This window comes from Aureispira anguillae (assembly GCF_026000115.1).
GTDB classification, from domain to species: Bacteria; Bacteroidota; Bacteroidia; order Chitinophagales; family Saprospiraceae; genus Aureispira; species Aureispira anguillae.
Window position 1 is genome coordinate 3,284,749 of sequence record NZ_AP026867.1, and the last position, 22,764, is coordinate 3,307,512.

Consider the following 22,764-nt stretch of genomic DNA (forward strand, 5'->3'; position numbering starts at 1 on the left):
ATTCGTTATTTATTGGGATAATGTTTTAGCGTAAAAGCCAAGGCATTGTCATAACAAATTTTATCGACTACCAATTCGGGGGTAAATTGCTCATCAAAAGTAGCCACACAATCCAACGGATTTTTTTTGGCTGCCTCCTCCTTTATCTTTGCCAATAAGTCTACTTTAAACTGTGGAAGTTCTATTGCTGTCTTATAATTGCTAATAGGATCAATATAACCGTCAAAATCAGTTCCAATTGCCAGCATATCCCAAGCTTTTCGTTTCTCGGTTTCTGATAAACTGGTATCCTCATAAATTACTCGCAAAACAGCTTTAAGATTATTCCATAAGGCATTGATATTATTAATTTGCTCCTTTTTTTCTTCTCTTTTCTTAGGAGAAACGCCCAACATACGTTTATCAAACGAAAGACCAAACAAACCTCCAGTATTATAAATCATGCGAATATCTTCATCGCAAAGATTAATTCCCCAAGCATAAAAAGGACCTTCTACGGTCTCTACTCTAAAGGTATCGTCCTCTTCATCTTGCACTGCTATTAATTCATCTAAGGTTTTGCGAGCAGCATACGAACAATGACTAGCGATCAATGGAATTACATCCCCTTTGTCTAAACAGGGTCGCACAAGTTGTTCGTAATATTCTTTGCGCCCCTGTGGACTCATGTGTTTTAAATCAATTAAAATGCGATAGCCCTCTTCTGGTGCAGGATTGTTTTGCTCATCTACGGCCAATAGTTTGCGAAGTACTTTCCAACCCAATGCTGTAAAACCTTCACTCATCAAACTTTCTTGATTCAGTACAAAAGCAGCGACCTCAGGTAAACTATGGGCATGCCCGCACAAACCATTATTAAAATGATGGGAATAAGTAATAAAAAATAAGGGATATTCCCATTCTCTTTTTATAAAATCGACTCGCTCCAATACCGTTTTGTCATCTTCGGTTTCTGCTCCAAAAACATGCGCTCCTTCAATAGACAAGGCCATCATCATGACCGCTTTGTTTTGTTTGGCTATTTCTATTGCCTCTGCCCTATTTCTAGGAATCTGATAGGTTCCCTCTGCATGATAATAATCAGGGTATTTAGTTCTCCTTTTTTCGCTATTTTCAAAGGTTTTTCTGGCAACCCCAAGCGTATAAATTTCATTTTTAGTAGGCAGCCCAGATTTACTACTAATGTAAGCGTATTCATCTTGCAAAAATTCCCAATAATCATAGTCCTCTGAGTTGACAAATCGTATTGTAGCAGTAGGAATTCGCATGGTCATATGTTGCATCAATGTTCTCAAAGGTGCCTTATGATGTGTTGCTACCCTTAGTACCTTGCGGATCATCTGATATTTACCACCACTAGGACGTTTAGCGGTTTTAAAAAAACCTTTCTCTATTGGATACAAGGCATTCCAAACTAAACGAGAACCGCCATTCCAGAGGGCAACCAAATCCGATTGGCTGTACCCTGCTGCACGGTCTACATTCTTTAAACGAGCCATATTAGTCGCAACAATTGTCCAAGGATGATACATCCCTTTTTCTTCGTACTTTTTACGCTTTTGACGCAAGCATAGATAGGAGCGCATGTGCGCATGGCAATGCAAATCTGCAAACATATTCTTTTACTATTAAAAATTTAATACTCCATGTTTTTTTTACAAAAAGGTAAAAAACCACCTTGCATTCAATTGATTATTACATGAGCTAGCAAAGCTAGGTTATCAAGATAATTTCTATCTTAAACAACACATTTACATCAACTTAATAATCCATCGAATGTGACTTTTCCATGGAAGTAATGAAAAATTAAGAAACGAAATTTATACTGAAGTTGTTTTTATTTTGTTCTTAGATAAATAACCTCGAGTAAGTAGATGGACAAAATTAGTAGTTTAAAAATTGGAGTATATTTTTTTCGCTAACGACTTGCAAAACGTAGCTTTAACGGGCTAACTAAGCCTGCGACTTCACGCAGCGAAGCAAGTAAAGCGAGGCTTTTCAAGGAAACTTAGCGGACAAAAGATGCCCAATTTAATGTTAATTATTTTGTCCATCTACTTCTTCTTATCAAGAATTGAGTAGGACAAATGCATCTCTCGCTAGAAAAAATGCATAATTCTTAATGTAATGATACATCATTGTATAGACAACGCCCATTTCCAAATGATGCACTTTGAATCGGGTAAGTTCCGAATTTTTAAACGTTTAAACAAACTTTTTTAAAAATTAAAAGCCATTTAGGCTTTTCTTTAAAAGAAAATCTAAATGGCTTTAACAAAATGTGAGGATATAAACAATTAACTATTTATAAAAAATTTAGTTTTGTGATTACTTCATTGAGCTAATAACTTGTTAATTGTTTCTCTACTTCGTCCATGGGCTTTATTCCGTTTTCCATATTTTTTGTTGTCCAATCATTTGATTGCCTTGATGTATTCGAAGCACATAAATTCCTTTTGACAACGCTGATGTATTCAACTCTAGTACATTATGGCCAATTGAAACCGCTTTTATTTCAGTAGTTATGGTTTGCCCCAAGGGATTGACAAATTCCCCCCACAGCGGTTCTTCCCTTTCTGTTGACACTCGAACTGTCAAATTTCCTTTTGCAATAGGATTAGGATACACTTCTAGCAACTCAGTGGTGGGAAAGTAGATCGCCTTAATTGTAGATAATTGTACCGTTCCATCTTTTCCATAAATTTTCAATCGATAATAATTGTAGCCATTATGCGGATGCTTATCGAGGCAACTGTACCTCAATTCCGTAGTAGCTGTTACCTCTTTTAACGATTTAAAATCAATTCCATCAGAACTGCGCAACACTTCAAAATGACTGCTGTTTTTAATGCTTGCTGTTTCCCAAGTTAATGCTACTTGCTTTTGTGGCGTTGCCTGAGCATCAAAAGTTACAAGTTCAAGGGGTAACAATACGGGCGTAGTAGGTACGAGTATAAAATGAGAGAAGGAATTGACCTCAAACTCAATCGCTAATACATTTGTTGTGCTTGTTAATGCTTTTCTGCTTGATCCCGTTAAAGGGATGACGGTATGTGGCACTATGATGGGGGCACTGGAACCTATACTTGCATTGGCAGGGGGAACAGCATCAAATTTCCAAACTTCTAAATATGCGTTGCTATGATCAAATGCCAACCCATTCATACCATGAAACGTATGCGCATACAAAGAGTCCAATTCTTCTTGGGTAAAATACAAGCGTACTTTTGCTCCTACATTATTAGAAGGTGTAATCTTCCAATGTCGTGGTAAATAGGGACGACCTGCATAATACGCTACTGTTGGTTCAAAAAATACAGCAGCATTGACTTGCTTTAACGAATCTAAATCTGTTGAGTTTAAAGAGTCTTGCAAAGACAAAATGGGTTTAGCCTCTATCTCATCATAAAAATCAACCCAGGCTCCTGAATTGGTCAAATAACAACTCGCCGCTCTATTAACAGCCACTAAAGTATTGGGAACTGTCTTGTAAACCCAAGCCGTATCAATGGCTGCTGCTGTTCGCTTATCACAACGAAAAGTTGCAATATCAAAGGCATAAAAACCAGAAGCCAAAATAGGTTTTCGAAAGGTGTAAATAAATGGTGTGCTGGGATCATTGTCATCGTCATTGAGCTGGATGGTATCTGCTCCTGTATTTCCTAAACTATCGTACCAATTATAACGAACATCATAATAATCATTTCCTGTAATTGCTATCGTTATATCAATGCTATCCTGACCGTCACAAGCTGCAATGGTAGGCGCTTGAACCGTATGGGTTGAAAACAACAAAGAAAAATTCCAAATCCCTGTTGCTGTTCCATTTATATTATCGCTATTGGTTCCTGTATAAAAATATAAATCATTATCTGCCACTCCTGTATTTGGGTTGATTCCCCTTCTGCCCTCATTATCTTTTATTTTAACATAATCCAAACAAAAGTAATCGCCCCACTCTTTGTGAAAATACGATTTTTGATTACTGGGGTAGGTTTCTATATTTACAAAATTAGCTCCCGAACCATTTGCGATTATTTTGCCATGTGGTGCTTTGAGGTGCTGTTCGGTATTTTGGTACAAATAATAAAACTGTCCACCAGCAAACGCAATACTATCCATTAAGTTATCGCCTCTAAAATAGGCTGTTCCTAAGAAATTAATATATTGATAATTAGCAGAACTCGTAATATTGGATATTTCATTCACTGCTCCAAAATTAACAACTCCATAAGTAATGTGATTGTTATCATAGGTTGCCGCTCCCTTAATGGTTCTCCAAGTCAGAGAATCATAGCCCATATGCATACGCAATTCATAGACCGTCGCATTATTGTCTCCAAAATTAAGGGTGCTCTGTTCCCCCTTTAGTTCAATATTGGTACTTCCAATAGACCATGGATAGGTATAACCATTATCCATATTTCGTCCTAAACAAAGCAAATTAACAGTAGAGGTGCCAAGATCCAACTGCTGTTGAAGTCCTCCACGTGCGTAAAAAGAATTGTACAAATTAAGGGTATGTCCATTGGTTTGCAAATTTCCTGCGGTCAATTGCAATCGTCCATGACGTATATCGTGGCGATTTTCTAAGGTAAAAGCATCCGTCAAATCCCAATTTCCTGTCACACTTTTAAAATGGATTTCTTGGTTGACTAAAGTAGTATTACTCGTCCGTATGCTTCCTCCATTTCCTACAAAAGTCAAGCTCCCTGTATAATTATATTGTGTCATCGGTAAATCGATTAAACAGCTTTCGCCAATCAATAGATTTCCTGTAGGGCTTGTTAAACTGGTATTGGTCAAATTAACATCTGCTTGTACCCAGATTGTTTTGCAAAAAGCAACGGCATCAATAAAACAACCATTGCTAGTTGGAGAAAAAGACATCCCATCAAAAATCACAGTATCTGCAATCGAAGGAATACAAGCGCTATCTCCTACTAAACTTGCTGGATTAGAAGTCCAGTGCCTAGGGTCATTCCATGCTCCTTCAAAATCAGTAACATCATCAAAATTGGCTCGCCAGTATAAGGTTGTTCCTGTCCCTGATGTTGTAAAATTGATCGCAGAATTGCCCCCTCCATCTACTGAATTAACAGCATTAATAGTCGGATTTCCAGTATTGTCTAAACCTTCTATAAACGCATATTCAATATTGGCTGCTCCTACACGAATAGTAATTGGTTTGCCTGTAAATGTTCGTATGGTTATGGGTTCTATACAAGTGCCAATAGCATTTAAAGTTCCCGCTATATTAATTTGAGAATTAAAACCAAAATTGGCATGTGTAGTAGCGTAATAGTTTGCATAATAAGAATCAAACACGTACTCCTTCCCTGCTGTTAAATTTAAATCTCCTTGATAGGGGCTATTGGGCTGATCTCCCAAGACTTTAATTTGCTTAAAATAAGTTGGATTGTTCACCCAATGATGAAACTTTCCTTGATCCAATAAGGTTAAATCTCCATGAACTGTCATGTGATAAATTAGACCAAATAGCTCTCCATGAAAAATGACATTGGGAAAGTGCGCAGGCGGCTGGGCTCCTGTACAATTGCCACAAGAGGAGCCATACAAATAACTTCTGCCATCTCCTGTAGCAGCGTGGTTACAATTAAGGTACCGATTGTCTCCCCAAAAATGGAATGTTGTTGTTCCTGTATAAGAGATTCCATGCTGATACCCTCCATAATCTCGAAAGGCATAAGCCCTGTGATTGGTTAAATGGCACTCTACGCTATCCAATTGGCGTTTATCTACGTGCAATTGCCCCAAATTCATGGTAATATTATCTGCTCGTATAGAAGAATTTTTTAAGCCTTGTAAAGTTCTAGCCGTAAGACTGTCCCAAATATGATAATCGGAATAAGGTTGTAATTGCAATATAGGATAAATATAAACGCCTTTTGTAATCAAACTATCTGGGTCATTCCCCCACAAATTGATCGTTCCATTAATACAAGCAATACTCATGTCTTCATCTAGGGCTAGAGTCCCAAATAAATTGAAGGTTTGAGGGGTTTGATTGGCATGGAGGTAAGCATACCATTCTATTCTATTATCAATTGAAGAATGCCAACGCATATCATGACAATAAGCCAAGCTGTCTACTCTTAAACGCTGGTTCCCTGTTGCAGGAAATGATAAACCATCAAAATAGACATTGTCTGTGGGAGTAGGCAAACAGTTGCTACCAACCCACGTTGTTCCATTCCACTCTTCCCAATTGGTCACATTATGCCAATAATGACTGGTTGCGCTTGCATTGCTGTATCGAAAACGCATTGCTCTTGCTGTAGGGCTATTGATGGTCCAGTTGGTATTTCCGCCTCCATCAATGCTGTTATTGGCTACATAGGTTTGACCATTGCTAATATCTCCTTCTATTCCATTCAAAACTACCTTATCCAAGGTTAGGGTGGTATTGGCTGTTTTTTTAATAATTTTTCCATTGGTGCCCTGCCAACCCACCAAAAAGGCAAAATCATCGCAATCCGTATGGACAAAAACATTCTCTACTGTAATTTGAGGAGAACGATAATTAAATCTATAAAAATAGCCACCGTATAGATGTAGGTTTTCAATGGTGGCATTCAGATCACCATAAAAATAATGATCGTTATGAATAAATAAATGCTGAATGGTGGGTTGGCTGCTCCTTAAATAAGTATAATAACGGGTATTGGTGCTAATACTGTCATAGTTTACATCCCCCAACCACAATTGTTGTCCATAAGCTCGCTTGGTGGGTTCTTGTACCAGAAGATGGGAACCTGCTGCATCAAAAAAACTGTAATTCGTTCCTACTGCATTAAAATTTGTAATCCAAATATAATCTCCATGCCCAATTAGCTGAATGTGGGAATTTGCTATATTTAATTTTCGGCTAGCAAAATTGGTTCTATAGGCATCAAAACGATCTAAGATGGCATTCTGATGATTAAAATTTAGGTACCCACTGTAAAAATAACAGAAGCCGCCATCTATATTTAGGGTTCTACTATAATGGTATTCCTTGGGGTCGTCTACATAGAAAAAGTCCAATAAGCGAAATTCTGTACTATCACTGCCTTCAAAGACAACTTGCTTAACCAATAGTTTATGTCCATTGGTTTTTAAGGTGACCAATGTATCCTGAGAGCGAAATCTCAAAGAGCCATTAAAATCAAAATCTAGCTTATCTGCGTTGGGCAATTCAAAAATACCATAGATGTCCAGATTGATATTAGAAGGTCCCGTTGATCCTGCGGTGTTCGTTCTAAAAACAATTTTTCGGGCTAAAGTAGGAATTAAATTATCCCAATAGAAGGTCTTACAATTCGCATTATTACTAACGGTAATCACAACAGAGTCTGTCCCAGGCAAACTAGTAGGAAAAGCAGCTACCATAAAATATACGTTATTCGTAGAAATGGGTACTTGGGTAGGAATTGCACCGTTTATACTATCCAACCTCCAAGCATTAAGGTCTGTCCACTCTCCACTACCTTGTATTGTATTAGCACTTGTGCCTACCCAATAATAATCATGCTCAGGTTGAGCTTGGGAATAAATTACTACCATTATAGTTAGCAGTAATACAAAAACATATTTCATGTATTATTTTTTAATTAAAACATTAATCTGAAACGCAACAATCCTCTTTAGCATATTAGGGCTAGTATTTCTTCTAATTCTAGTTTTATGCTTTGAAAATTGGCAGGTAGGCATAACTTGCTACCTCCTGCCCTTGCATTCAATAGCGGTGCATCAACTTTATTAGTTAGTTTTCTAAGGTTAATCTCGGTCGTTTGGTGGGTTGGGGTGTAATTAGCGCATTATGAGCTTGGGGCATCAGCACATTAACTGCCCAAATAATAAAGCGAAAAGTTTTTTTCATAGAATAACGAGGCTGTTAAAAAATCAGTTTTTCAACCTCAAAGATACAAGCATAAAAGGTGCTTAGCAATCGATAATTGGCAGGCGTGTCAATTTATGGATTAAGTGTGCAGTAAAAATCATATACTGTGCAATTCGCACTGGAATTCTTATCGATGGTTAAAAAAATCATCCAAAGTTGATAAAAAAGTATTCTTTTTACGAACAGCAACATCTAAAACCACTCCCGAATTCAATTCAATTTGTCCTCCCCTTCCTCTAATGTATCGATTGACCTCTCTAAGGTTGACCAAATACTTGTCGTGTATTCTAAAGAAGCCAACCTCGCTCAACATATTTTCATAACTCGACAATGGTTTTGAAACCATTATTTTTTCTTTGTTCGTTAATAAAAAAGTAGTGTAGCCCGCACTAGCTTCACAATAACTGATCATTTCAACATCCACATATTGAACCGAATTAGTCGTTGGTAAGCCCAATTTTTTATATTTACCACTCATTGCATTTTTTAGGACTTGGTGGGTCGATTTAGGCGATAAGCTAGGCTTTTTTTGTTGTCTATATCGGTTAATGGCCTCCTCCAAATCGTCATCATTAATTGGTTTTAGTAAATAATGCAGGGCTGAAAACTGAAAAGCTTTTACGGCATAATTGTGATAGGCGGTAATAAATATCACTTGAAAATTGGTGTAATTGACCTTCTTGAGTATATCAAAACCATAGCCATTCTTGAGATGAATGTCTAAAAAAACTAACGCTGGTTGTACCCGCTCTATCAAGCTGATTCCGTCCTCTATGGTTGCCGCTGTTCCTAGTAACTCTATATCGCTTGCCAATTCTTCTAATAATGCCTGAAGCACTCCCACGCTCATTGGTTCATCGTCAATAATTACTGCTTGTATGTTCTTCATGATCAATCTGGGGTATATAAAAAACTACTTTAGTGCCACAAGCTTTCCCTTCTTGGTATAGATCTTCAATCTGAAAAGATAAAGTAGTTTGGTAAATAATATTAATATTTTGAATTCGCTCTTCTATGTTTTTGATTGCGCTAGAAGTTTCAGCATCAATTGTCTTGTTCTTTATTATTTTTTGGGCAGCAACTCGACCAATTCCATCGTCTTTAATAATAACGCAAAATCCGTTGTCTTTCTTCAAAAATTCCAAACTTAAATTTCCCTGTCCTTTTTTGGGACCTAGACCGTGCATTAATGCATTTTCGAGAATGGGCTGTATAAGCATAGGAGGAATTTTATATTTATTACAGATTAAATCTTCTCCTATTTTTTGCAGTATATTAATCTGACTTCCATATCGCAATTGCTCTAAATCTAAATAGGCTTGAAGCGTAGCAATTTCATCCGTTAAGGAAATAAAATTATGCTTGGAATTTTCTAAAACAAAACGCATCAATTTAGAAAATTGCGACAGATAACGCCGAGCAGATTTTGCATCTTTATTGACAATCAAAAACATAATAGAATTCATTGCATTAAAGATAAAATGCGGATTCATTTGGCTTCTCAAAGCCTTGTTTTCCAAATCACTCATGCGCCTTTTTAATCTCGTACGCTGGCTGAGGTATCTAAAAATAATAACCATTAACCCCAAGGCAATCCCCAAACATAGACTAATAATAAGTGCTTTAAAAATCCATGTTTGGGTAAAAGCAGGATGAATAAAAAAAGGCACTCGCAAAACAGGACTATTCTTGACCTTTGCTTCAAAAACATAATCTCCATAAGGCAATTTATGATAGCGAATCATATTCGAATTTCCCTTTTGCCATACGGTATCTAACCCAACTAGTCGATAATAATATTCATTGTGTTGGTTAAATCGTATGGTTCTAAAATGAAAGGTTAAGTTGTTTTCATCCCATTTAAAATTATAATCTGTTTGCTGCTTAATGGCTTGATTATTTACTTCTATATGATGCAAATAAGTTGTATAAGCTGCCTTCTTATTTTCTAATCTTTTCTTTAAAACAATCATTCCTTTGTTGCCACCAACCAATAGATGATCCTTTACCTTCTTGATAATGCGAATATCATTAACAGGAAAACCGTTCTCGGTATTATAATACTCAATTTTAGGCTTTCTTAAATCTCCTAATAAATGATTCATTCCTTGATTGGTTCCAATCCAAACAGAAGAGTCGTGTTCTACCCATATCGTATTGATAAAATTGCTGCTTAATCCCTCTTTTTGAGATAGGCTAAACACTTCTTGATCCTTCAGTATGACCAATCCCCCCCCATCGGTTGCAACTAAAACTTGATTGGTACTGGTTTGGGCAATATCATGAATAGAACGCTGTAACTTCTCCGCTAAATTTCCCATATAAATGGGCTCAGTATCCAACGATGACATCAAGTACAAACCATCTGATGCACCAATCCAATACTGCTGGTGTTCGTCCTGCATAATTGCTTTTACCCATTTATTAAATCCCTGTTGATTAGAATTAAAAATCGGCTGTTTAGTCTTTCCATCATAAATCGAAAAACCATTAGCGGCCCCTAACATTAGGCAATTGTTATTTGTCCATCCTAAGCCCTTTATCAGTCGTGGTTCTTTTAAAAAATGCAGCAATAACTGGTCTTTGGCTCCCTTCCAATTGGGCTGCTGCCCCTCAGCTTTCTTATTCTTAGGTAAAACCCTATTACCGACAAAAGCACCAGCACTAGAATCGTATACAAATTGATACAAGACCCTATTATGGGTACTCACCCAAATACTAGAATCATTTCCCAATTCGATTTTAGAAATTGCCTGATCTAATAAATATTGCTTTAATTCTAAAGAAGCAACAACAAAAACACCACTGTTTAGGGTAGAAAACCAATAATTGCCATCTCGATCTTGTAAGGCATGACTAATCGGAAACCCTTGCAAGAACCGATCTAAAGGCTGGTAGTCCTTATCCAATTGTACGACCCCATTATCTGTGCAGATAAAAATAGTTTGATCTGATGTTTGGCAAAATTGATGAATATCTGCCTTTTTGCCCAAGGCATTATCAAAATGATGAATGCTATCTTTATCAAAAAGTAGCCACTCTTGAAGGTTATTAACCAATAAAAGGTTATTTTTTAGTTGTATTGCCTTTCGAATTCCACTTCTCAAAAAGGAATCTTCTAACTGAGGTAACAGGCCTCTAGGAACAACTGAAGGTACCTTTTTTAATCTCCCAATTGTTCCAGCAAGGAGAACAGAAGAAGGAGAACAATGTTTGACATAATTTATTCCTGACAAAGCAATACAATTGGTCTCAGAAGGCGCAATGGCTATAATGGTGTCATTGGAAGGAGGAATTTTATAAAAGTTATAATCCAACGTTAAGTATTCTCGGTTAGAAGAAGTAAACCAAAAATTGCCTAAAGAATCAATCCCAAAACTAGAAGCCCAGTTTTTCCCCAGCTTTTGCTTAATTTTTTCATTTAAGGGATGCGGCAAAATATGTTCTCCATTATAATAACAAAAGCCTCCCTTAAAGGCATTGAACCAAATATATCCAGTTTTAGGATCTTCTGTTATGGCAAAAACATTATTGTTCGTCAGCCCTTCTTGGTTGGCATAACATTCAAAATCGTATCCATTGTATTTGGCAACTCCCTTATCGGTTGCCATCCATATAAACCCCTTAGAATCCTGAAAAAGGTAATAAGCTGTTGAGCTTGGTAATCCATGTCTAGTATCTAAGTTTTTAGCATATAACTGCGCTGGTTCCTGTGCTAGGGTGGTCAGCCCTTTTACCATAAGAAATATAACAATAAATAACGGCATCCTTACTCCCTTTGATTCAACAATGAATTTAGTTGGTTCTTTCTCCCTCTTCTAACGCAATTCCATACCACTCCTGAAAAGGTTTAACCAGGCTTTCTCTTACAAAAAAGTGATTTCCTTTAAAGACATTTAGTTCTGATTGGTGTAGTTTGGGAACCAATTTACGAGCAAACTTAGCAGGTGTAATCCGATCTTTTTTACCGTAAAAAAAGTAGGTAGAAATCTTATTTTGGTTCAGTAACTTAATATGCTTTGCTGTTGCCCTCATGGGGAAATAATACAGTGCAAGCCATGTTTTGAGCAATCTAGCCCTTCTCCTAGGCAAATCCAATTGTTGCTTAAAAACCAAATAAGTTGCCCTATTCATCAATTTAAGGCGGTGAGTAATCTCAAAAAAGCGCAAAATGCCTTCCGATTGTTCAAAGCGATTTTGGGCTCTTTTTCTAAACCAGAGTGGACACCAAAAACGACTTGCCGTAAAGGTATATTGTAAGCCTGCTGGTGCAAAAAAGTAAATTTGCTTCAATTTAGGGGCAATTAATGGTAGGAGTCCTAGAACAATTCGCCCTCCCATGCTATGACACATCATAGAACAAGTTTCTACCTGAAATTTTTCCATCCACAACTTTACAAGTACTGCAATGTCCTCTGGTCTATAACTATCCTCCTGCCATTGAGTAGCACCATGAAAAGGCATATCAATAGCAATAATGGTGTATTCATTTGCCAAAACGGTAGCTATACTTTCAAATAAATCGCCATTGTCTGCAAAACCATGAAAGGCAAACATTAAGTCCCTACCTTTTCCATATTGATGGTAATGTATTTGATGATCCTTATAGGTTACTACTGCCACGATCTATTTATTTTGGGGGAAATTCATCTTTAACAGCATCGACAATTAGTCGTCCTATTTCGTGAATACAATCTACCTGTTTTTCTTTCGTAAAAGAATCTTCATAACTATATCTTATAACTTTTCGATAAGAACAAGTTGCCATATTTAAGACCAATTCGTAATTATAACGATTAAAATGCAATTCAACCTCCAATTCAAAACTTAAGGAAGGCTTGGTAACAAACTCCCATAAACCATATACAAATACAGAATCTAGACGATCTAAGATTCCCAAATCTATATCAGGAAATTCAATGACCTTAAACATATAATCAAATGTTTGGATCATTTTTGTCAAACCACCCAAAAAAGGTGCTAAAGAGCGCTCATAAGTTTGTTCTAAGATAGGACGGCTAATTGGTGTTGGCATTGAATCAATTAAAGTACAGATAACAACAAAATCCCTTTAATAATAAGGTTTTGTGCGTAAGTTTAAATTTTTTGTTTTTCAAATCTTTTTGGTGCTTTGACTAATCGTGTATAATAATAAACCACTCTGTCTGCTTATCACTACTTTTGTTATAGATTATAATAAAAGTAGTTGAAAGCTTGCCCTTTTTTAGCGTTTACCACACGATTTATCAAAGAACGATCTTTTTTTATTCGCTAGAGCTAACTCAAATCTTCCACAAACGCAACAAAGCGGTTTCTATAGCCAAAAAGATCAAGGCAATCACCAAGCACCATTTCCAGAGTGGTGTCCCTTTGCTTTGAGTTGCAATAATTTCTGTAAAATCAGTGCTATTGGTTCCTTCTATAATTGCTACATTGCTTCCCATCAAGTTGCCCAAATCTTCAACATTATAAAAAGTAAGATAGGACTCCTTTCGGTCATAATTAAAGCCAAACTTATCCAAAACTTCATCCTTTTTGAGGTATAAATTATAGAAACCTGCTGCTTTAATTTGGTTATTTAACCCCAACATTACACGGCTTCCCATAGGGCGTTGTTCGGGAATAAATTCCCCTTGATTGCCTTGAAGTTTATAAACCAATTCAGAAGAAGAAGCTCTGTTGTCTGTTTCCAACACATCGTCTTTGCCAATAATATAAGCAACTTTGTCTTCTGTTGTTGCCGATAGTGCCATTTTATAAAGCATTGGGACAAAGATTTCACCATTCTTAACAAAATCAGAATAATCCACTCCCAAAGGTGCAGCACAAAGGAATAGATGCCCTTTTCCTTGGGTATATTTTCCTACAAAAGTGCCCCCATCTCGGTATCTCAAAATGACTTCTTCGCCAGAAGTTGCTCGCTTAGCGATTTTATAATTGGCTTGCGTAACAGGCAGTTTAAGATTGCTTCTTCTATCTTCAAATACATCGTTAAAAATAAACTCTTCGAAATTGATATAAGAAACCTTCCGTTCCCTTACATCCAAGCTACCATAAGCATTGGCATTAAACTGTCTAGTTAGGTTGTTATAATCGCTCAAGTTGGCTTCATGATGTGGAAAAAGAACCACATTCCCACCATTCATCGCATAATTTTTTAGTTCACTAATCAAGCCAGAAGGAATTGATTTTAGTTCATCTAAAATAACCAAATCGTAATTAGGAAATTCGGTATAATTCAATTGCCCTGCGTTTTGGGAGGTTGCTTTAAAATAATCATTATCCAAAAACGTTGCTGCTACAAAACGATTGGGGGTGCCTTCGTGGATTTGTAAAATATCCACCTGTTCATCTACATTAAACGTAAAATAGTAATCGTTATCAAACTCAATTGGAAAATCCGTAATGGTCAATTTTGCTTCATGCCACCCCGTTCTCAAAACAGGAATATCAATGGTATCATACACCGAAGTCTGAGCAGGAATGGTAAGGGTACCCACTGGACGAGTCTGATTGTCAATATACAAACTCATACGCACATTGGGAATTTCTCGATCACTTAGGTTTCGCACCTTAACCACCAATGGATTCGGCTGGTTCAAACTCTGCACAGGAGATTGAAACCATGCGGTATCTATAGCAACATTTTGATTTTGAACCGATTGCAACGGCACTAAATTCAAACTAATGGTTGTATCCTTATAAGGAGATAAATCTGTTATATTTTTCTGAAAATCAGAAACAATGTACAATTCTTTGTTTTTGTTCTTTCCTCCATTAACAGCCTGTTTTTGTCGAGCAAGCACCTTGGATAAATTACGCACATTATGGGTGATTTTTACTTCATTAATCCTTGTTAAAGCATCCTCCTTACTCAATAAACGTTGATCTCTACCTTCAAAATCTGCCGTTAAAATCTGGATTCTATCGTCTACACTATAAGCCGAAACAATTTCCTCTACTCTAGTCCTAGCTTTTTCTAACAAGCGCACATCCTCACTCTCGGCAGCCATACTAAACGAATTATCAAAAAAGATGCTCACATCTTTATTTCCAGATTTCACTTTCCCATTCTTGTTAGGAAGGTAAGGCATCGCAAAGGCAAAGACCAAAAAGGCCAATGTCAAAATACGTGCTATCAATACCAATAGGTGCTTTATCTTGGAACGAGCAGAAGTCTGTTCTTTTACCTCTTTTAGAAATTTAACATTGGTAAAATAAACTGTTTTAAACCTTCTAAAATGAAAGAGGTGAATGATAACAGGAATAGCTAGAGCCAACAAAGCCCACAAAAACCAAGGATATACAAAACTCATTTAGTTATATTAATTTAGTACACGGTCCTTTAAGTAGTTTAGTGTTTTTACAGTAGATTTTGATTGCTGTAGAAGCGACTCAGAACTTGACAGTCTTAGCCATTTGAGTAAGCCCCAAACAGCAACAACAGACAAAAGTTACTCTTAAAAAGATTAAATAATTTAGAGAAACAGTGTATTTATGTAGTTGGTTGTTTTTTGGCTTTATCAACAAAAATATTCACACAGCCATTTAATTATCAATTATTTACCTCAAAAAAGTTCAAATTACATCTTTCCCTTTATGTGATAAGCTATAATTGAATCAACTAAAATAAGCTAGGAAAAAGGCTACACCAACATTTCTAGGAGCATTAAGAAATATTTAAGTAACAAAGCAGAATCTGTTTTGCTTTGTTACTTAAGTCATCTTACTAAAAGAACCCCATGTATTCTTGAAGAATAAGGCAAGCACTAATTTGATCGACCAAGCCCTTGTCTTGCCTGTCCTTTTTCTTTTTAACTGTTTTTTGAATCACATCTTCTGCCATTTTTGAGGTAAAAGCCTCATCTTGGCGTTCAATCTTAATGGCTGGGTATACCTTTTTAAACCGCTTAATAAAGCCCTTTATATGCCCTTCTAAATAGGTTGGGCTTCCATCTTTATGTTTGGGCTCACCAATAACAATGCATTCTACGTCCTCTGTCTTCAAGTAATTTTCAAAAAAAGCCAACAGTTGAGCAGTTGCAATGGTATCGAGTGGGCTTGCAATGATCTGTAAAGGGTCTGTTGTTGCCAAGCCCACTCGTTTTATACCATAGTCTATGGCCATTATTCTAGCCATACTTAACCGATTGTTTTAATTAAGTCTGTTCCTGTATTTAAAATTGGGTCAGCAGCTGAAACGTCTCCATTCAAAACAGGATATAACAATAAAAATACGATTGCTCCTGCCACAAAACCAATAAAAGCCAACCAAGCAATATGTTTAACATACCACATAAAGTCAATTTTTTCCATTCCCATTGCCGCTACTCCCGCAGCAGAACCAATAATTAACATAGATCCTCCTGTACCAGCAGAGTAAGCTAAGAAATGCCACAATTTATCATCAATCCCCTCTGTATACATTCCCATAGCTGCTGCTACCAAAGGCACATTATCAATCAAAGCAGAACCTAAACCTAAAACAGCAATTACAATATCTCGATTTGGAATCGTATTGTCCATATATACTGCCAAAGATTTTAGTGTTCCCATTGATTCTAAAGAAGCCACTGCCATCAAAATTCCTAGAAAAAATAAAATACTAGACATCTCGATTCTAGACAAGGCATTATGAGCAGAGTAATGGTGTTTGTCTTCAAAATCTTCGTCAGGGTGTAAATATTCTGAGATCAACCATACCATTCCCAAAGAAAGCATCATGCCTACATAAGGAGGTAAATGGGTAATTACTTTAAATATTGGAACAAAAATTAACCCTGTTAATCCTGCTACCAACATAACGGTACTTCCTACTACCTTTTTGGAATCTGTATTAGTTTCACGGCTAGATTCAGGTATTGTAATTGCTCCTTTCATGTACGACATTCTAGACATAAAAAAGGTAGGTACAACTGCACAAACAATAGATGGTATCAAAATATTAACAATCAAACCACTCGTAGATACATTATCGTTAATCCACAACATTGTTGTTGTCACATCTCCAATTGGTGACCAAGCTCCCCCTGCGTTTGCAGCAATAACTGCCAAACCTATAAAATAAATTCTTTCTTCTTTTACAGGAACTAGTTTTCTCAATAAAGAAACCAATACGATGGTACAAGCTAAGTTATCTAAGGTAGCCGATAGAAAAAAGGCTAAAGGAGTAATCAACCAAAGCATGGTTGATTTTTGAGTTGTTTTGATTCGATCAGTTATAGCAGAAAAGCCTTTGTGCAAATCAATCAACTCTACAATTGTCATTGCTCCTATTAAAAAGATAAGGATTTCTGCCGTCTTCCCAATATGGTGCAACAAAGTAGGTCCTAATTCATCTTTGTAATAATCGTGTGCAGCTCCATGTGCAATGTGCCCTTCGGGAAGTGGTATATGCCCCAAAGATACTAATGCCCAACAAACTGCGGCCATTATCAATGCAGGAACCGTTTTGTCAAGTTTTAAGGGGTGTTCAAAAACTATTGCTAAATAGCCAATGATAAAAGTAAGAATTACTGCTGTTAGCATTTTTTGTAAGATTAGAAGGTTATCAGTATTAATCGACATTCGACGAAACACTACTCTATAGGAAACCTAAACAGAGCTGGCGACCTCACGAACGATAAGCTTGTATAAAAACGTGCTAAAATTACACAAATTGACGGGTTTAGCAAACAACTGAAACACTTTTTTGAAGCTACTTTATCAAAGCTAGTTTATTCGTTCTATAGCAGTGCAGCTACCCACTAAGGCGAAATGCAGTAAATCTATGAAGTATTGCTTACCAAACAGCCCATAATACAATAAAAAGGGCTAACCCTTCCTTCGAAAGATTAGCCTTTTAGCCTTATATTTGTTAGCAAACTTATTTAAAATAAGAATCCGACAAAGTTGTTCTTGTTACTTTTTTGAGGGTTGTTTTAGTCAATACATTGCCATTTTTGTCCTTAGTAACGCTACTTAAAGGAAAGCCTTCTTGTCCTAATTCCGCCAAAGCACAGAGCCCATAATCAGATTTAAAAAATTCTTTGTATTCCGAAAAATTAATTTTCACATCTGTTGTTATCTCAACATCCGCCACAATTTCTGCAGTAGAGATTTCCCAATGTTGAACCGAACTAAAATCCTTGTGTTTAACAGTTCCCTTATTTTGAAGCTTGGCTCCTTCCATAGAAAACCCAATTGGTGAAGTAATATCACTCGCAGGAATGACTCTCTTAGTATTTCCACTAATCATCAACATAGAATTGGTACTTTTTTGAGGCACACACCTCATTTGCACCTCTCCTCTACTCGATGCTGAGGATAGTTCATAGGCGATTTTGTCACCTTTGATGTACCATTTTAGATCGTATTCTAACCCATTAGATGTTACCTGATGCATCTCTATTATTCCTTCAAAAGTTTGTGCCCAAACAACCGTTGAAGAAGCCAAGAAAACAATTAATAGTAGAGTTATTTTATTCATATTGTATGTGTATTATTATGAGTAGAGTCCATAATTTAATAATACGTCAAAGAATCTGCCAATATAGTATTACTGACAATATTTAACGCTTTGAATCTGCTTTTAAGAAAATTTAAATAAGAGGGTCAATTCTTGTGCCTAAAACTAGGTTTGCTGAACTATTTGCTTGAATAGTTCATTGTTTTTGCTTCTTTAGTTGCTTTGTGGGTTTATTTTTTTTCTTCTTTGATGCTCCAAGGCATCTATTATTTTAGTTTGAGTAAAAGAGCAGGTCTAATGCCCTTTTACTCAATTGGACTGTTAATATAAAAAAAACAATCTAATTAACGTCTATTCCGCTTTAGTGAATTTAGTTGCCAATCATTCCTTTTATATTGGTGGTTTGATAATTACCATCAATAGGACCAATAAGAAGGTTGTTATTGCGCTTGATTGCATGACCAGCAGCTCCTCCATCAGGAAATACAGTTAATGGTGGATCAGGGAAATTTTGATTAAAGATGCTCACATTCCCAACAAAAGGAATATTAATGGTTACATCCAAATTAAAGCTCAAACTTCCTTCTTGCCCAGGCAAACCATATCCACCGCCATTCCCACCAAATACAGCAGGAGTAATGGTAAATTGTGCTACCGTCACTTGAAAAGAAATTGGCGTTGTTAACACTCCCCCATTTCCAGGCAATGCAAGCATACCACCACTCGCAGCAGTTCCTGCTTCATAATAACCAAATCCTGTACCAAGATTTCCACCTTCGCCCAATTGAGCGCCACCGCCTCCGCCAGCACCAATTCCTAAATTAAAATTACCAATTGGTTGAGGGATCGGAATTGTAGCTAAAAAGCCTACAGATCCACCACCACCACCGCCGCCATAAATACGACCAGTGTTCACCAAATGAGTATGCGTTGTCAAATGCATGGCATGAGTTCCTGGCGCACCTTCTCCAGTTTGTCCTTGCAAACCAGCACCAACTCCTCCTTTACCACCATGAGCCAATAAAAATCCTTCGTTCCAAATTCCAACTCTAGACTGTGCATGTAAGTTACCAGAAGTATAAACAGGAGCGCCAGAAGTATCATTTGTCATTTCCAGCCCTGGCGGAATCCGCAACACAACACAAACAGGCGTAGAAGTAGGTAGATTATTAACCGCCTGTAAGTCATAATTTACAGTAGGTGCAATTAAATCAATTTCTATACAAGGATCAATTGTTACCACATAAACTTGGCTTTTTATTGTTCCGTCACAAGCAGCTTGTACGACAATAGGATAAGTTCCTGCTGGAGCAAAAATATCTGCTGTAACAGTTAGGTTAACCGTATCCGTTCCAGTAACCACTGCACGGTCAATAGAAGCTGTAATTCCTTGTGGTAAATTAGCAATCACATAAACACCTACCGAAGAAAGTCCATTCGTTTGGTTGATAAAAAGACGGGTAGAATCGCTATTCCCCATAATTCGATCAATATTCCCATTTTGATTCTCTATCGAAAAATCAAATAGGCAATCGTCACAGCTTTCTTGCCAAACAGGCAACCAGCACCTTCCTGTATAATATTGTACCGTGCTATCTTCGCTATTAAAAATGGTTAATCCAGGTTTGGGACTATAAATGTTATCTCGTTGTGCTGTTGTCATTCGTGGAGGCAAAAAACCCCTATCAGTAGACTCCAAATGCAAGATCGCTGAAGTATCTGGTTGAAGAATATTGATCCCTACTTGTGCCTCTAAAAAAGCACCACTACAAAGAAAACAAACCACGAGAAGAAAAATCTTATTTAATAATTTCATTTAAGCTTCTGTGTTATTTTTTTTATCTAAAATTGTATAATTGAAATTGTTTAAGCACTAAAAACCAGCAAGGCTAAAGTAAATTTTTAAACAACGTCATTGAATCGGTATTTTAAAAGGAAATTGTGCAACAAAATTGTACTTTTTGACGCATCAAAACAGTTCTGGCATACCAATACACGGTTGAGTAAATATATTAACTTTTTTTTAAGAAAAAAACCTAAAATCATTTAAATTCAAAACAATGAAGGATTGGTCACAAATTTTAACGCATACAGGAGAACATAAAGAAGAATATTACAATGCCATTGTTCCTCCTATTATACAATCTTCTAATTTTGCTTTTCCTTCTATTGCTGCATTTCGAGCAGGTTTTAAAGATGAGCTAGACAGCAGCTTATACACTCGTGGAAACAATCCCACTGTTCGTATTTTGCGCCAAAAATTAGCCGCAATGGAGGGCAGTGAAGATGCGCTAGTCTTCTCTAGTGGTGCAGCTGCTATTGCAGCAGCAGTGATTGCCAATGTTGCCGCAGGCGATCACATTATTTGTGTCCAAAAACCTTATAGCTGGACGGCGAAACTCATTGGTAATTTCTTGCAACGCTTTGGAGTTGAACACAGCTTTGTTGATGGTCGAAGTATAAAAAATATAGAGGCTGAAATTCGTCCGAACACCACTGTAATGATGTTAGAAAGTCCCAACTCCCTTACCTTTGAACTTCAAGACCTAAAAGCTTGTGCAGCATTAGCTCAACAGCATCAGATTACGACCATTATAGACAATAGCTATTGCAGCCCCTATTATCAAAATCCCATTGAATATGGTATTGACATCGTTGTCCACTCTGGCACCAAATACCTAGGAGGGCATAGTGATGTTGTTTTTGGGGTTGTTTGCTCAAGTCAGTCTATGATTAAGAAAATCTTTGCGTCAGAATATATGACATTAGGGGCTTGTATTTCTCCCAATGATGCTTGGTTGGTAATTAGGGGCTTGCGTACACTTCCCATTCGCTTAGAGAAGATTAGCCAAACCACTCAAACCGTTATACAATATCTAAAAAAGCATCCCAAAGTAGATTATGTTTGCTACCCCTTGGATGAAGATTTTCCTCAATACGAATTAGCAAAAGAGCAAATGCGTGGTGCAGGGGGTCTATTTTCTGTCAACTTCAAAGCCAATAGCATAGAACAAATGGAGCGTTTTTGTGATTCATTAACAGATTTTTTCCAATTGGCCGTTTCTTGGGGAGGGCATGAAGCCTTACAAATTCCAACTTGTGTCTTCTATAATTTACATCCTAATGAAGTTCCTCCGCTCCCATTTACCTTTGTTCGTTATTATATAGGTTTGGAAGAAGCTGATTATTTGATTGACAAATTTGAACGAGCACTCGCTTTACTGTAAGCACTTTTATTGGGCAAGTTAGACAGAGATGGGTTTGGGTTGATGATAAGTAAGAACAAATTATAATTTGTAAATCTCCTCTTAATTTAGTATTTTGTAAATAGGTAGATCATCTTCTAATGCATCATCAACTATCATCCTTATGTGGAAAGATTTAAAATACTTATTCGCTTACATTATTCCTGCGATTGTCATCCATGCTCTTTATTATAGAGGAATTTGGTCCTATAATGGCGTCACAGTCTCTTTTGTCCTAATTCCTCTTCTCGAAGCCTTTTTTCCAGGCAACAGTAATAATTTAACCACATCAGAAGAACAAACGCAAGCCAGTAAGTTCTTTTTTACGCTTTTACTTTATCTAAATGTCCCTATCCTTTTGGGCATTAGTTATTGGTATTTTTATAGCATTGCCAATCTTCCGTTAGCCACTTATGAAATGGTTGGACTAACGTTAACGGTAGGCATCTATTTGGGAGGGGTTGGTATTAATGTAGCGCACGAATTAGGGCATCGCAATCAATTATTGCCTCAGCTCCTTTCCAAAATTTTATTGATCCCTAACCTCTATATGCATTTTGCTATTGAACACAATCACGGTCACCATGTACACATTGCCACGCCTCAAGACCCTGCAAGTTCCCGCTTTAATGAGACCATTTATGCCTTTTATATTCGTTCTGTTGTTTATAGTTATCTTTCTGCTTGGAAAATTGAAGCAAAACGGCTACAAAAAGAAAACAAAACGCCCTTTAGCATTTACAATCAAATGATTCATTTTCAGTTGATACAAATAGGATATTTAACATTCCTTGTGTTTCTTTTTGATTGGGCTATTCTCCCTTTTGCTCTCCTTGCTGCAATTTTGGGCTTTCTAATGTTAGAAACCGTTAATTATATTGAGCATTATGGTTTACAACGTCGCCAATTAGAGTCTGGACGTTATGAAGCTGTGCAACCTTGGCATTCTTGGAATTGCAACCATGACATTGGTCGGATTCTACTCTATGAATTAACTCGGCACTCTGATCATCATTACAAATCGAATCGCCAATATCAAATTTTGCGACACTTCGAAAAAGCCCCCTTATTGCCTTGGGGCTACCCCACCTCTATGCTAATTGCCATGATTCCTCCCTTATGGTTCTATTTAATGAATCCTAGAGTAATAAAAATGAACCATGTATAAA

General features: G+C 36.9%; 13 protein-coding genes. 2 read left to right on the forward strand and 11 right to left on the reverse strand.

The features are described from left to right. Positions 1 to 5 precede the first annotated feature (5 nt). From AsAng_RS12750 to AsAng_RS12800, 11 genes are all read right to left on the reverse strand, one after another. Positions 6 to 1,616: an amidohydrolase family protein gene (locus tag AsAng_RS12750; protein WP_264793178.1), complete on the reverse strand. Its 1,611-nt coding sequence runs from the start codon at positions 1,614 to 1,616 to the stop codon at positions 6 to 8. Positions 1,617 to 2,382: 766 nt separating this feature from the next. After that, positions 2,383 to 7,599 (reverse strand): T9SS type A sorting domain-containing protein, encoded by a 5,217-nt coding sequence (locus tag AsAng_RS12755; RefSeq protein WP_264793179.1) that lies wholly within the window; start codon positions 7,597 to 7,599, stop codon positions 2,383 to 2,385. A 431-nt stretch (positions 7,600 to 8,030) separates the two neighbouring features. Next, positions 8,031 to 8,792, reverse strand: coding sequence for a LytR/AlgR family response regulator transcription factor (locus AsAng_RS12760; protein WP_264793180.1), 762 nt, complete (start codon positions 8,790 to 8,792; stop codon positions 8,031 to 8,033). Then, positions 8,764 to 11,670: a sensor histidine kinase gene (locus AsAng_RS12765; protein WP_264793181.1), complete on the reverse strand. Its 2,907-nt coding sequence runs from the start codon at positions 11,668 to 11,670 to the stop codon at positions 8,764 to 8,766. The genes AsAng_RS12760 and AsAng_RS12765 overlap by 29 nt, the downstream gene beginning before the upstream one ends. A gap of 28 nt (positions 11,671 to 11,698) precedes the next feature. Then, entirely contained in the window at positions 11,699 to 12,526 is an 828-nt protein-coding gene (locus AsAng_RS12770; RefSeq protein ID WP_264793182.1) for an alpha/beta fold hydrolase, read from the reverse strand. A 7-nt stretch (positions 12,527 to 12,533) separates the two neighbouring features. Further along, positions 12,534 to 12,938 carry a hypothetical protein gene (locus AsAng_RS12775; protein WP_264793183.1) on the reverse strand — a complete coding sequence of 135 codons (405 nt, stop codon included), beginning with the start codon at positions 12,936 to 12,938 and terminating at the stop codon, positions 12,534 to 12,536. A gap of 247 nt (positions 12,939 to 13,185) precedes the next feature. Further along, positions 13,186 to 15,219, reverse strand: a complete 2,034-nt coding sequence (locus tag AsAng_RS12780; RefSeq protein ID WP_264793184.1) for a BatA domain-containing protein — start codon at positions 15,217 to 15,219, stop codon at positions 13,186 to 13,188. Between the two features lie 413 nt (positions 15,220 to 15,632). Next, entirely contained in the window at positions 15,633 to 16,043 is a 411-nt protein-coding gene (gene ruvX / locus AsAng_RS12785) for a Holliday junction resolvase RuvX (RefSeq protein WP_264793185.1), read from the reverse strand. A gap of 2 nt (positions 16,044 to 16,045) precedes the next feature. Beyond that, positions 16,046 to 17,431: a sodium:proton antiporter NhaD gene (nhaD, locus tag AsAng_RS12790; RefSeq protein WP_264793186.1), complete on the reverse strand. Its 1,386-nt coding sequence runs from the start codon at positions 17,429 to 17,431 to the stop codon at positions 16,046 to 16,048. A gap of 337 nt (positions 17,432 to 17,768) precedes the next feature. Then, on the reverse strand, positions 17,769 to 18,371 hold the full coding sequence (locus tag AsAng_RS12795) for a DUF4412 domain-containing protein (RefSeq protein WP_264793187.1): 603 nt from the start codon (positions 18,369 to 18,371) through the stop codon (positions 17,769 to 17,771). A 349-nt stretch (positions 18,372 to 18,720) separates the two neighbouring features. After that, a complete protein-coding gene (locus AsAng_RS12800; RefSeq protein WP_264793188.1) occupies positions 18,721 to 20,166 on the reverse strand; it encodes a COG1470 family protein in 1,446 nt (481 codons plus the stop codon). Positions 20,167 to 20,410: 244 nt separating this feature from the next. Between AsAng_RS12800 and AsAng_RS12805 the strand changes: the two genes are divergently transcribed. Further along, positions 20,411 to 21,577 (forward strand): aminotransferase class V-fold PLP-dependent enzyme, encoded by a 1,167-nt coding sequence (locus AsAng_RS12805; RefSeq protein ID WP_264793189.1) that lies wholly within the window; start codon positions 20,411 to 20,413, stop codon positions 21,575 to 21,577. A 142-nt stretch (positions 21,578 to 21,719) separates the two neighbouring features. Beyond that, entirely contained in the window at positions 21,720 to 22,763 is a 1,044-nt protein-coding gene (locus AsAng_RS12810) for an alkane 1-monooxygenase (protein ID WP_264793190.1), read from the forward strand. Position 22,764: the final 1 nt, after the last annotated feature.

What these genes read in the sequence shown, in the direction of transcription:
- AsAng_RS12750 (WP_264793178.1), bottom strand. Translation starts at nt 1,616, where the DNA reads ATGTTTGCAGATTTGCATTGCCATGCGCACATGCGCTCCTATCTATGC.
- AsAng_RS12755 (WP_264793179.1), bottom strand. Translation starts at nt 7,599, where the DNA reads ATGAAATATGTTTTTGTATTACTGCTAACTATAATGGTAGTAATTTAT.
- AsAng_RS12760 (WP_264793180.1), bottom strand. Translation starts at nt 8,792, where the DNA reads ATGAAGAACATACAAGCAGTAATTATTGACGATGAACCAATGAGCGTG.
- AsAng_RS12765 (WP_264793181.1), bottom strand. Translation starts at nt 11,670, where the DNA reads ATGCCGTTATTTATTGTTATATTTCTTATGGTAAAAGGGCTGACCACC.
- AsAng_RS12775 (WP_264793183.1), bottom strand. Translation starts at nt 12,938, where the DNA reads ATGCCAACACCAATTAGCCGTCCTATCTTAGAACAAACTTATGAGCGC.
- AsAng_RS12780 (WP_264793184.1), bottom strand. Translation starts at nt 15,219, where the DNA reads ATGAGTTTTGTATATCCTTGGTTTTTGTGGGCTTTGTTGGCTCTAGCT.
- ruvX (WP_264793185.1), bottom strand. Translation starts at nt 16,043, where the DNA reads ATGGCTAGAATAATGGCCATAGACTATGGTATAAAACGAGTGGGCTTG.
- nhaD (WP_264793186.1), bottom strand. Translation starts at nt 17,431, where the DNA reads ATGCTAACAGCAGTAATTCTTACTTTTATCATTGGCTATTTAGCAATA.
- AsAng_RS12795 (WP_264793187.1), bottom strand. Translation starts at nt 18,371, where the DNA reads ATGAATAAAATAACTCTACTATTAATTGTTTTCTTGGCTTCTTCAACG.
- AsAng_RS12800 (WP_264793188.1), bottom strand. Translation starts at nt 20,166, where the DNA reads ATGAAATTATTAAATAAGATTTTTCTTCTCGTGGTTTGTTTTCTTTGT.
- AsAng_RS12805 (WP_264793189.1), top strand. Translation starts at nt 20,411, where the DNA reads ATGAAGGATTGGTCACAAATTTTAACGCATACAGGAGAACATAAAGAA.
- AsAng_RS12810 (WP_264793190.1), top strand. Translation starts at nt 21,720, where the DNA reads ATGTGGAAAGATTTAAAATACTTATTCGCTTACATTATTCCTGCGATT.